The 11,462-nt window shown below is 59.4% G+C and carries 10 protein-coding genes; 6 read left to right on the forward strand and 4 right to left on the reverse strand.

The window, feature by feature from the left end; genetic code table 11:
* Both AACS24_RS00690 and AACS24_RS00695 read right to left on the reverse strand, forming a co-directional pair.
* A partial coding sequence (locus tag AACS24_RS00690; RefSeq protein WP_181364138.1) for a transcription-repair coupling factor occupies nt 1-2,383 on the reverse strand: 2,383 nt, incomplete at its 3' end.
* A gap of 18 nt (nt 2,384-2,401) precedes the next feature.
* Nucleotides 2,402-2,980, reverse strand: a complete 579-nt coding sequence (locus AACS24_RS00695; RefSeq protein ID WP_033113131.1) for a PilZ domain-containing protein — start codon at nt 2,978-2,980, stop codon at nt 2,402-2,404.
* A gap of 76 nt (nt 2,981-3,056) precedes the next feature.
* Here AACS24_RS00695 and AACS24_RS00700 point away from each other — a divergent pair, with 76 nt between their 5' ends.
* Genes AACS24_RS00700 through lolE form a run of 3 tightly spaced genes read left to right on the forward strand, consistent with a single transcriptional unit; the run spans nt 3,057 to nt 6,287 of the window.
* The gene (locus AACS24_RS00700) at nt 3,057-4,292 is read left to right on the forward strand and encodes a lipoprotein-releasing ABC transporter permease subunit (protein WP_108570454.1); all 1,236 of its coding nucleotides are present in this window, start codon (nt 3,057-3,059) and stop codon (nt 4,290-4,292) included.
* 55 nt (nt 4,293-4,347) lie between these two features.
* Complete coding sequence (lolD, locus tag AACS24_RS00705) at nt 4,348-5,046, forward strand: lipoprotein-releasing ABC transporter ATP-binding protein LolD (protein WP_181364134.1); 699 nt, start codon at nt 4,348-4,350, stop codon at nt 5,044-5,046.
* On the forward strand, nt 5,046-6,287 hold the full coding sequence (gene lolE, locus AACS24_RS00710; protein WP_108570456.1) for a lipoprotein-releasing ABC transporter permease subunit LolE: 1,242 nt from the start codon (nt 5,046-5,048) through the stop codon (nt 6,285-6,287). The genes lolD and lolE overlap by 1 nt, the downstream gene beginning before the upstream one ends.
* 113 nt (nt 6,288-6,400) lie before the next feature.
* Here lolE and yfbR read toward each other — a convergent pair whose 3' ends face one another.
* Together yfbR and AACS24_RS00720 are read right to left on the reverse strand one after the other, a co-directional pair.
* The gene (gene yfbR, locus AACS24_RS00715; RefSeq protein WP_108570457.1) at nt 6,401-6,991 is read right to left on the reverse strand and encodes a 5'-deoxynucleotidase; all 591 of its coding nucleotides are present in this window, start codon (nt 6,989-6,991) and stop codon (nt 6,401-6,403) included.
* A 95-nt stretch (nt 6,992-7,086) separates the two neighbouring features.
* On the reverse strand, nt 7,087-7,521 hold the full coding sequence (locus AACS24_RS00720) for a YccF domain-containing protein (protein WP_042032366.1): 435 nt from the start codon (nt 7,519-7,521) through the stop codon (nt 7,087-7,089).
* Nucleotides 7,522-7,978: 457 nt separating this feature from the next.
* On the opposite strand from AACS24_RS00720, the gene tig reads away from it, so the two are divergent.
* From tig to clpX, 3 genes are all read left to right on the forward strand, one after another.
* A complete protein-coding gene (tig, locus tag AACS24_RS00725; RefSeq protein WP_041207530.1) occupies nt 7,979-9,289 on the forward strand; it encodes a trigger factor in 1,311 nt (436 codons plus the stop codon).
* Nucleotides 9,290-9,375: 86 nt separating this feature from the next.
* A complete protein-coding gene (clpP, locus tag AACS24_RS00730; protein ID WP_033113124.1) occupies nt 9,376-9,999 on the forward strand; it encodes an ATP-dependent Clp endopeptidase proteolytic subunit ClpP in 624 nt (207 codons plus the stop codon).
* A gap of 70 nt (nt 10,000-10,069) precedes the next feature.
* A complete protein-coding gene (clpX, locus tag AACS24_RS00735) occupies nt 10,070-11,344 on the forward strand; it encodes an ATP-dependent protease ATP-binding subunit ClpX (protein WP_033113123.1) in 1,275 nt (424 codons plus the stop codon).
* The last annotated feature ends 118 nt before the right edge of the window (nt 11,345-11,462 follow it).

Here is an 11,462-nt window from a genome sequence, read left to right on the forward strand (position 1 = left end):
TCTTGATGGCGAGCCGCTTGGCGGGCGGGGTGGCGATGATGGAGAGATCCCGCATGCCGGACATTGCCATGTTGAGGGTGCGCGGAATGGGGGTGGCGGTGAGGGTGAGAATATCCACGTCAGCGCGCAGCGCCTTGATCTTCTCCTTCTGGCGCACCCCGAATCTGTGCTCCTCATCGACGATGAGCAGTCCCAGATCCTTGAAGGTGAGTTCGGATCCGAGCAGCTTGTGGGTGCCGATGATGATGTCCACCTTGCCCTCGGCCAGCTCCTGCATGACGCTGTTTTGCTCCTTGGCGGAGCGGAAGCGGCTCAGCACCTCGACCCGCACCGGCCAGTTGGCGAAGCGGTCGCGGAAGTTATCGTAGTGCTGTTGGGCGAGCAGGGTGGTGGGCACCAGCACGGCGACTTGCTTGCCGCCGTGGACGGCCACAAACGCCGCCCGCATCGCCACTTCAGTCTTGCCAAAGCCCACGTCGCCGCACACCAGCCGATCCATGCTCTTGGCCTGACACATGTCCCCCAGCACCGCATTGATGGCGTTGAGCTGATCCTCGGTCTCTTCGAACGGGAAGCCGGCGGCAAACTGGCGATAGGCTTCGCGGTCATGTTTGAAGGCAAAGCCGGCGCGAGCGGCACGGTGGGCGTAGACATCGAGCAGCTCGGCTGCCACATCGCGCACTTTTTCTGCCGCCTTGCGCCGCGCCTTGCTCCAAGCCTCGCCGCCGAGCTTGTGGCTGGGTGGGTTATCGGAGCCGGTGTAGCGGCTGATAAGGTGCAAACTGGTGACCGGTACGAACAGCTTGTCGCCGCCGGCATATTCAAGGGTCAAAAATTCGGTGGGCAGGCCACCGGCATCGATAGTTTCGAGCCCCAGATAGCGGCCGACCCCGTGATCGAGGTGCACCACCGGTTGGCCCTGGGTTAGCTCGCCGAGGTTGCGGATCACCGCATCCGAACTCAGGTTTTTACTCTTCTCCCGTGCTCGCTTGCTGCGTACCTTGCCGCCCAGCAGCTCGGTTTCGGTGATCAGGGCCAGTGGCTGATTACTGGCATCAGCTCCCGCCTCCTGCCACAGGAAGCCGCGCTCGAGCGGTGCAACCAGCAGGCCGTGGCGATCCTTGCTCGCCATAAAGGCGTCGAGGGAGGGGAACTCCTTGGGTTGCAGGGCGATGCGCGCCAGCAACTCGCCCAGCACTTCACGCCGCCCCTCGGATTCCACCGCAAACAGGGTGCGGCCGGCAAAGCTTTGCAGGAACTGGTTGAGCGCCAGCAGCGGCTGCTCCTTGCTGTGGTCGAGTTGCAGATCCGGCAGCGTGCTGGCCGGCATATCGTGTTGTCCCGCATCGCCAGCCGTCGGCCCCTCCTGCAACCTGACGGCGCCGTAGTGGCCAAGGGCGGCAAACAGCTGCTCCACCGGCAGGTAGAGCTGGGCCGGGGGGAGCAAGGGGCGGGTGTTGTCCCAGCGCCTGTCCTCGTAGCGCTGCTCGATGTCGTTCCAGAAGCGCTGGGCGGCGGGATAGATATCCCCCACGGTGAGCAGCAGGGTTTCTGGTGGCAGGTAGTCAAACAGGCAGGCAGTCTGGTCGAAGAAGAGCGGCAGGTAATACTCGATGCCGGCAGGCCAGCGTCCCTTGCTCACCTCCTGATAGACGGAGCCCTCGGCGCGGGAGATCTCGAACTGCTCGCGATAGTGGCCGCGAAACAGCTCGATAGCCCCCTCGTCGGTCGGAAACTCCCGGGCTGGCAGCAGGCTGACGCTCTTGACCGGTTCGCTGGAGCGCTGGGTCTCCGGATCAAACGGACGGATGGAGTCCACTTCATCGTCGAAGAAGTCGATGCGATAGGGGCTGCTGCTGCCCATGGGGAAGAGATCGAGCAGGGAGCCGCGGGCGGCAAACTCGCCATGCTCCAGCACCTGATCCACCGCCACGTAACCCGCTTCGGCGAGGCGCCCGCGCAGCTGTTGCAGGTTGAGGCGCTGGCCGCTCTTCACTATCAGGCTGTATTTGTCGAGATAGGCGCGCGGCGCACAACGCAGCATCAGGGTCGAGACGGGGACGATCAGCACACCGCTGCTCATCTGCGGCAGCTTGTAGAGGGTCTCGAGCCGCTGGGAGATGATGTCCTGATGGGGGGAGAAGGTGTCGTAAGGCAGCGTCTCCCAATCCGGGAACAGCAGAACCGGGCAGCCCTTGTCGGCCAGCAGGTATTGGAGTTCCTGTTCGAGGCGCAGAGCGCTCGGGGTGTCTGCGGTGAGCAGCAGCACGGGCCCCTTGTTTTGTGTAATGAGGCGAGCGGCGATGAGCGAGAGGCTGCTGCCGACCAGTTGGCCGAGCGTGATCTTTTGGCCCGCTTTGGCGGGCAAGGCGGGTAGTGTCATTGGCATCGTTCGATTCTTTTAACGTTGTTGGCGCTCTTGGGCACGCAGTTTGAGCTGTTTGGATTGCACATGGAGGCTGGCGCGTACCAGCAGTTCACGGTCATCTTCACGGATCCGTACATAGTCGAGCACTACATGGGTGCCATGCTCGCCCGGGGTGACCTCCCTGACCTGACCATAGCAGTAGATGGCGGCGGCCTCTTCGCGCAGGAAGATCTTGAGGCGCACTATCTGGTGCGGATGCGGCGCATCCCCGTGGCCATGATAGGGGTGCAGGTAGGTGAGTTCGCCAGCGCCAAAGCGCAGGGTGTGGAAGCGCTGCTCGGGGTGATCCTGCATGGAGAGCACATAGCCCATGATCATGTCGATCTTGCGCGACTGCTGATTGACGATCTCGACCAGATCGTGCATCGATTCGTTCTGATTGCGCAGCAGCCGGCTGGTCACCATGTCGATGGAGGTGATGGCCGAGGAGATGCGAAAAGGCTCCGGCAGCTCAGCGTCCAGCTCCGTGAGCGAAGGGAGATGGAAGTCTGCCGGCATGGGGATCACATTGACCGGCATGGCATGAGTAACGCTGAAGAACTGTTCCTGCATGGAGGCTATCCCTTGTTGTCATGGACGGTTTCCCTTTATTATCCGGTATCTTATTTTGTTGGCAACGTAGATATCCTTGAAGACCGGACTTTTTCAGCCCCTTTCGCTGGCCATCGGCCTGCGTTATGCAGGCTCGAAGCGCAGCAACCGCTTCGTCTCATTTATCTCCCTGTTCTCCACCTTCGGCATTGCTATCGGGGTTGCGGCCCTGATGGTGGTCATTTCGGTGATGAACGGTTTCGAAGGCCAGCTCAAGGGGCGCATCCTCGGGGTGATCCCCCATGTGGTGGTCACCAACGATGCTGGCCGCATTGATGCCGCGCCGCAAGGGCTGCCGGACCTGGCCAGGCTGCCTCATGTGGTGGCCACGGCTCCCATGCTCGACAGCGAAGGGATGCTGCAAAGCCCCGGCCAGCTCACCGGCGTCAGTGTGCAGGGGATCGATCCTGCCCTCTGGCCCAAGGATGACATCCTGCACTCCCAGATGCTGGGGGGGCGCCTCGATACCTTGCAGGCCGGTCACTACCGCATCGTGCTGGGGCAGGGAGTGGCGCGTCGCCTCAATGTCACCATCGGCGATCAGGTTCGTCTGATCCTGACCGAAGGCTCCCGCTTTACCCCCTTTGGCCGGGTGCCGGCCCAGCGCCTCTTTACCGTCTCCGGTATCTTCGGGGTGGGTGCCGATGTGGATAACCAGATTGCGTTCATTGCGCTCGGGGATGCCCAGCGTCTGCTGCGGCTGCCGACAGAAACCGTCGGTGGCATTCGCCTCTGGCTCGATGATCCGTTTGCTGCTGATCAGGTGATCAAGACGCCGCTGCCCGATGGGCTGCTGTGGCAGGATTGGCGCCGTGAGCGGGGCGAGCTGTTCCAGGCGGTCGCCATGGAGAAGCGGATGATGGGGCTGATGCTGGTGCTGATCATCGCTGTTGCGACCTTCAACATCCTCTCCGCGCTGGTGATGGTAGTGACGGACAAGGAGGGCGAAGTGGCCATCCTGCGCACCATGGGCATGAGCGAGTCGGGGATCGTCAAAATCTTCATGGTGCTCGGTGCCTCCAGCGGAGTGATTGGCTCCCTGTTTGGCGCGCTGGCAGGGCTTGGCCTGACCCTCGGTCTCAACCCGCTGCTCAATGCGGTGGGGCTCAACCTCTATATGGCTGCGGGTGGTGGCGGTTTGCCGGTCATCGTCGAGCCAGCCCAGGTCGTCACCATTTTGCTGGGCGCCGTGCTGCTCAGCTTCAGTGCCACCCTTTATCCCGCTGCCCGCGCGGCGCGGGTGAAGCCGGCAGAGGCGCTGCGTTATGAATAATTCATCTTCTGTTGTTACCTCTGGTGCAATTACTGGAGCAAGTGGAGCCCCCTTTATGAATGAAGCCGTATCCCGTGAGCCTCTGCTGCGTTGTCAGGCCCTCAACCATGTCTACAAAGAGGGCGAGCTGGAGACCCAGGTACTCAAGGGGATCGATTTGAGCGTCGCACCGGGCGAGATGCTGGCGGTAGTGGGGAGCTCGGGCTCCGGCAAGACCACCCTGCTGCACCTGATGGGGGCGCTTGATAACCCCTCCAGCGGCGCCGTGCTGTTCAAGGGGGAGGATATTCACCATTGGGATAGCCGTACCCAGGCCCGTTTTCGCAATCAGGAGCTGGGTTTCGTCTATCAGTTCCACCACCTGCTCTCCGAGTTCAGTGCGCTGGAAAATGCCGCCATGCCGCTGCTGATCGCCGGTGAATCGGTGGCGGTCGCTACCGAGAAGGCGACCCGGATGCTGGGGCGGGTAGGGCTCTCCCATCGTCTGCACCACAGACCGTCTGAACTCTCCGGTGGTGAACGCCAGCGAGTGGCGATTGCCCGGGCGTTGGTCAACGAACCGAGTCTGGTGCTGGCGGACGAGCCGACCGGTAATCTGGATCACGCCAGTGCTACCGCGGTGTACGAGCTGCTGTGCGAGCTCAACCGCGAGCTGGGCACTGCATTTGTGGTGGTCACCCACGATCTGAATCTGGCGGCCAAGCTCCATCGCCGGGTCACGCTGGTGAGCGGCGTGATGGCGGAGGTTGCCTGATGTTCAAACCGCTGCCCCTCTTTCTGGGCCTGCGCTATAGCCGCTCCCGTCGTCGCAACGGGTTTATCGCCTTTATCTCCGCCTCTTCCCTGATCGGTATCGCCCTCGGGGTGATGGCGCTGATCCTGGGTCTCTCCGCCATGAACGGCTTCGAGCGTGAACTGAAAGACCGGGTGCTCTCCGTGGTGCCGCAAGGGGAGCTGGACGCTGTCGAGCGGCCGCTGCCGGATTGGCCGCGTCTGCGCGACTACCTGCTGGCACAGCCCGGGGTGGAAGCTGCCGCCCCTGTCATTCGTCTCAACGGCCTGCTGGAGCACGGCTCTGCCCTCAAGGGAGTTCAGCTGCGTGCGGTGCTGCCCGATCTGGAAGCCAATCTCTCAGATGCAGGCAAATACATGACGGGCCGTGGCCTGCGTGAGCTGCAGCCCGGCGAGCGGGGAGTTATCCTCGGCAAGACCATCGCCGACAAGCTGGGGGTGAAGGTTGGCGACACCCTTGCTCTGCTGTTGCCGCAAGGGGGCGATCAGACGGGTATCAAGAATCCCCGCCGGGAAACCCTGACCGTGGTCGGGTTGCTGGAGATCGGCGGTCAGCTCGATGGCCTGCTCGGTTTCATGCACCTGACCGATGCGCAAGCGATCACCGGTATGGGCAGCGATGTGGAGGGTTTCAGCCTGCGGGTGAGTGATGTGCTCAAGGCGCAGTCCATTACGGTCGCGGCGGCCCAGCGCTTCCCCCATCACGTCTATATCCGCAGCTGGATGAACAGCCAGGGCTATCTCTATCAGGACATCCAGATGGTGCGTACCGTCATGTATGTGGTGATGCTGATGGTGGTGGCAGTGGCTTGCTTCAACATTGTCTCCACCTTGGTGATGGCGGTGAACGAGAAGCGCAGCGAAATTGCCATCCTCAAGACCATGGGGGCGAGTCCGGGCCAGATCCGGCTCACCTTCGTCATTCAGGGGATGGTCAACGGTGTGGCCGGTGCCCTGCTCGGCGCGCTGCTGGGGGGCCTGCTCTCCAGCAAGCTGACCCAGATCCTGGGTGTCATCGAGACGCTCATTGGCCACCGCTTCCTCAATCCGGATATCTACTTCATCGACTTCCTGCCGACCGAGCTGCATATGCAGGATCTGGTTATCGTAACGGGGGCAGCCATCCTGATGAGTCTGCTGGCGACCCTCTATCCCGCTTGGCGGGCTAGCGGTCTGGTTCCGTCTCGAGAGCTCGGTCACTGATTGCCTGCTACTCCGTAACGAAAAAGTACATCGATAAAAAAATCAGTACGAAATAAAGGGCCCGCCGGTGTTAAACCAGCGGGCCCTTCTCTTTTGCTGTGATCTGAGTTGCTCTAGTGGGCGTTCAGCTCATCCAGCGGCAGAGAGAAGCTCGCAACGAAGGTGTCGATAAAGTAGCGCATCTCATCGCTCATCCGCGCCGCCAGCATCGCTTCGAGGCGTTTGCGAGCCGGTTCAAACTCTCGGTTGCCCGCGTTGATCTCCTCCAGACACTTGGTATAGGCGCAGAGAGTGTCGGCATCCTTGACCAGCCTGGCCAGCTCGCCATCCTGTGCTGCCGAGTCGAGCAGCGGGCGAAAATCCTCCACCAGTTCCGCTGGCAGCATGCCAAGCAGGCGCTGCTCGGCGGCCAGTTCAATCTTCTTGTATTCGCGGGCAATCTCGGGATTGAAGTATTTGACCGGGGTGGGCAGATCGCCGGTCAGTACCTCGCTGCTGTCGTGATAGAGGGCCATCACTGCGGCGCGGTCGGCATTCACGCTGCCGCTAAACAGCCGGTTTTTGATGATGCCGAGGGCATGGGCCACCATGGCGACCTGCAGGCTGTGTTCGGCGATGTTTTCCGGCTGGATGTTGCGCATCAAGGGCCAGCGATAGATGAGTTTCATGCGGGCGAGATTGGCAAAAAAGTGGCTGGGGAGCATGGAATGCCTCGAATAGATGCAATAAAAAAGGGCAGACCCTAGTCTGCCCTTTTTTTGCAACGCAGGCACCGCCTGTCATCCGATTTTTAACCCACTCAGCGGATATAGCGGCCTGATTCGGCTTCCTGATTGGTCACGATCATCTGGCCGATGGGGGCCAGACTGATGATGGCCAGCTTGAGGTGCTGGATACCAAACGGGATGCCGACGATGGTGATGAAACAGGCCAGAGCAGAGGCAATGTGGCCGATGGCCAGCCAGATCCCGATCAGCACGAACCAGATGATGTTGCCAATCAGCCCGAGGGTGCCGGTGCCGATATCACCTTGACCCGTCATCGCCTTGCGACTGACTGCCTGCTTGCCGAAGGGGAAGAAGGTGAAGGTGCCAATGACGAAGCAGGCACGCCCCCAGGGGATGCCGACCAGCGAGATAAAGCAGAGCAGACCGGCCAGCCACCAGGCCAGGCCCATAAAGACACCTCCCAGCACGAACCAGAGCAGATTGAACAAGAAGCGGAAAAAGGCCATGTGGGATACTCCAGATTTATCAAGTTGGCTGCCACCATAACGAGGCAGGGCAGGGGACGCAACGATTGATTGGCCCGGATTTACCGGGCCGGTCAACCTGGGTCGTGATACCACATATGGGCAGCTGGTATTCAGTTGCCGGATATTGACCAATAGATCGGCGTTTTAGGCAAATTTGCACAGAAAAAGGTGAGCAAGCGCAAAAATATCGCGCGATGCCTGTTGAAGTTCGGGCTGCAACTCCCCATATAAAAGGCACTTTTGCACGAATTGTGCCTCTGCGGCGCCCAATGTGGGGGTTGTGTGGCTCGACTCGACCAGAGTGCGCCGCTATAATGCCGCGTCATATTTTCTCATCACAAAGACATATTGTTGTCTTTATAAACAGGAAGACTCCGGCTTTGCCCGGAGGCAATAAAGGGTCAGCACACAGTGCTGAGTTGAACGAGGTAGAAGAATGCAAGTTTCTGTAGAGACAACCCAGGGTCTGGAACGCCGTCTTACCATCACTGTACCGGCTGCTACCGTAGACGCCGCTGTGCGCAAAGAATTGAACGGCCTGGCCAAAACCCGTCGCATCGACGGTTTCCGTCCTGGCAAGGCTCCGGTTGCCATCATCAAGAAGATGTTTGGTGCCATGGCTCACGCCCGTGTTGCCGATGAAATGATGCAGAACAACTTCATCAAAGCCATCATCGAAAACAAACTGAGCCCGGCTGGCGCGCCGACCATGGATCCGAAAGAGATCAAAGAAGGTGAAGATTTCGAATTCACCGCCACTTTCGAAGTGTACCCTGAGTTCGAAGTCGCCGGTCTGGAAAGCATCAAGGTTGAGAAGCCGGTTGCTACCGTGAAGGACGAAGATCTGGCCAACATGATCGACACCCTGCGCAAGCAGCACGCTACCTGGGCTGAAGCTGACGTGGCTGCTGCCAACGGCATGCGTGTGACCATGGACTTCGTCGGTTCCATCGACGGTGAAGAGTTCGAAGGTGGCAAGGCTGAAGGTTTCAACCTGGTGCTGGGCGCTGGCCGCATGATCCCGGGCTTCGAAGATGCCATTCTGGGCAAGAAAGCGGGCGACGAGTTCACCATCGAAGTGACCTTCCCGGCTGACTACCACGCTGAAAACCTGAAAGGCAAAGCGGCCAAGTTCGCTTCCAAGCTGAACAAGGTTGAAGAGCAGATCCTGCCTGAGCTGACCGAAGAGTTCGTCAAGCGTTTCGGCATCGAGAGCGGTTCTGTTGAAGAGCTGAAAGCCGAAGTGCGCAAGAACATGGAGCGCGAACTGGCTCAAGCCCTGAAAAACAGCGTGAAAGAGCAGGTTCTGAACGGTCTGGTTGAAGCCAACCAAATCGATCTGCCGAAAGCTGCCGTTGCACAAGAGATCGACGCTCTGCGTCAGCAGGCTCTGCAGCGCTTCGGTGGTTTCCAGGGCGGTAACGCTCCGGAGCTGCCGGCTGAGCTGTTCCAGGCTCAGGCCGAGCGTCGTGTACGCGTAGGTCTGCTGCTGGGCGACGTGATCCGCACCAACGAAATCAAGGCTGACGATGCTCGCGTGACCAGCATCATCGAATCCATGGCCACTGCGTACGAAGATCCGAAAGAAGTGATCGAGTACTACCAGAAGAACGAACAGATGCTGAACGGCGTTCGTAACCTGGCCATCGAAGATCAAGCTATCGACCTGATCCTCTCCAAAGCGCAAGTGACCGAAAAAGAAGTTGCCTTTGACGAAGTGATCAACAAGTCTGGCGCCGCTGCCTAAGAACATTTGACTTAAGGTCAAGACTGTTAAGTATAATGGCTCGTGTGATCTCCACTCGGGCCATTTTATTTTAGGGACAATGCCTTATGTACAAGAACTATAACGATGTGACCGATTCTCCCAGCAATGCGCTGGTCCCCATCGTGGTCGAACAGACTGCCAAGGGTGAGCGTTCCTACGATATTTACTCCCGTCTGCTGAAAGAGCGGGTGATCTTCCTGACCGGTCAGGTTGAAGATCACATGGCCAATCTGGTGGTTGCCCAGTTGCTGTTCCTCGAGTCCGAGAATCCGGACAAGGATATCTACATCTACATCAACTCTCCGGGCGGCTCAGTGACTGCCGGCATGTCCATCTATGACACCATGCAGTTCATCAAGCCGGACGTGAGCACCGTCTGCATGGGGCAGGCCTGCTCTATGGGCGCCTTCCTGCTGGCTGGCGGTGCCAAGGGCAAGCGTTTCTGCCTGCCCAATGCCCGCGTGATGATCCACCAGCCACTGGGCGGTTTCCAGGGCCAGGCATCTGATATCCAGATCCACGCCCAGGAGATCCTGAAGATCAAAAATACCCTGAACGAGCGTTTGGCTTTCCATACCGGTCAGGATATGGCTACCATCGAACGCGACACCGACCGCGACAACTTCATGTCTGCCGAGCAGGCAGTCGCTTACGGTCTGGTCGACGGTGTCTTGACTCAGCGCGGCTGAGCAGGGTGTCCCGGTCTGTTGTAAACTCAACAGGCCGACCCATCCTCTATTGATAAAACGAGGTTGCTGAATGACAGAAAAACGCAAGGGTGAGGGTGATAAGCTGCTCTACTGCTCTTTTTGCGGCAAAAGCCAGCATGAAGTGCGTAAGCTGATCGCTGGCCCTTCCGTCTATATATGTGATGAGTGTGTCGAGCTGTGCAATGACATCATCCGCGAGGAGATCCGCGAGATCTCTCCCAAGCGCGATGGTAACGAGCTGCCGACCCCTCATCAGATCCGCGCTCATCTCGATGACTATGTGATCGGGCAGGAGTACGCCAAGAAGGTGTTGGCCGTTGCCGTCTACAACCACTACAAGCGTCTGCGCAACAGCGGCGAAAACAGTGGTGTGGAGCTGGGCAAGTCCAACATCCTGCTGATTGGCCCGACCGGTAGCGGCAAGACCCTGCTGGCCGAGACTCTGGCTCGCCTGCTGGATGTGCCGTTCACCATGGCCGATGCGACCACCCTGACCGAAGCCGGTTATGTGGGCGAGGACGTGGAGAACATCATCCAGAAGCTGCTGCAAAAGTGCGACTACGATGTGGAGAAGGCCCAGCGTGGCATCGTCTACATCGACGAGATCGACAAGATCTCCCGCAAGTCGGACAACCCCTCCATTACCCGCGATGTCTCCGGGGAAGGGGTGCAGCAGGCCTTGCTCAAGCTGATCGAAGGGACCATCGCTTCCGTGCCGCCGCAAGGCGGTCGTAAGCATCCGCAGCAGGAGTTCTTGCAGGTTGATACCTCCAAGATCCTCTTCATCTGTGGCGGTGCCTTTGCCGGTCTGGACAAGGTGATCGAGCAGCGTTCCGTCAAGGGAACCGGTATCGGTTTTGGCGCCGAGGTGAAGTCCAAGGATGCCAAGGCCTCCTTGAGCGAAACCTTCGCCAAGGTGGAGCCGGAAGATCTTATCAAGTACGGTCTGATCCCCGAGTTCATCGGCCGTCTGCCGGTGGTGGCTACCCTGACCGAACTGGACGAGGCTGCCCTCATCCAGATCCTGCAAGAGCCGAAAAATGCGCTGACCAAGCAGTATGCCGCGCTGTTCGATCTGGAAGGGGTTGAGCTGGAGTTCCGTGAAGATGCGCTGCACGCCATTGCCCGCAAGGCGATGGAGCGTAAAACCGGTGCTCGTGGTCTGCGTTCCATCGTAGAAGCTGTGCTGCTCGATACCATGTATGACCTGCCTTCTCTGGAAGGGGTCAGCAAGGTGGTGATCGACGAGACCGTGATCAAAGGGGACTCCGCGCCCTTGATGATCTACGAAAATCCTGAGACTCAAGCTGCCGCATCAGAGTAACAGTCTGATTTTTAATCAAATGGAAGGGGCTTTTTGCCCCTTTCATGCTTTTTGCGGTTTAGACGATTGAATCTCGTTGGAGCGCCCCCATATACTCAGCCAAGCGCTTTGCCAACGG

It is taken from the genome of Aeromonas sp. HMWF016, from assembly GCF_963878195.1.
GTDB classification, from domain to species: Bacteria; Pseudomonadota; Gammaproteobacteria; order Enterobacterales; family Aeromonadaceae; genus Aeromonas; species Aeromonas lacus.

What these genes read in the sequence shown, in the direction of transcription:
- AACS24_RS00695 (WP_033113131.1), bottom strand. Translation starts at nt 2,980, where the DNA reads ATGCAGGAACAGTTCTTCAGCGTTACTCATGCCATGCCGGTCAATGTG.
- yfbR (WP_108570457.1), bottom strand. Translation starts at nt 6,991, where the DNA reads ATGCTCCCCAGCCACTTTTTTGCCAATCTCGCCCGCATGAAACTCATC.
- clpX (WP_033113123.1), top strand. Translation starts at nt 10,070, where the DNA reads ATGACAGAAAAACGCAAGGGTGAGGGTGATAAGCTGCTCTACTGCTCT.
- tig (WP_041207530.1), top strand. Translation starts at nt 7,979, where the DNA reads ATGCAAGTTTCTGTAGAGACAACCCAGGGTCTGGAACGCCGTCTTACC.
- lolD (WP_181364134.1), top strand. Translation starts at nt 4,348, where the DNA reads ATGAATGAAGCCGTATCCCGTGAGCCTCTGCTGCGTTGTCAGGCCCTC.
- lolE (WP_108570456.1), top strand. Translation starts at nt 5,046, where the DNA reads ATGTTCAAACCGCTGCCCCTCTTTCTGGGCCTGCGCTATAGCCGCTCC.
- AACS24_RS00720 (WP_042032366.1), bottom strand. Translation starts at nt 7,521, where the DNA reads ATGGCCTTTTTCCGCTTCTTGTTCAATCTGCTCTGGTTCGTGCTGGGA.
- clpP (WP_033113124.1), top strand. Translation starts at nt 9,376, where the DNA reads ATGTACAAGAACTATAACGATGTGACCGATTCTCCCAGCAATGCGCTG.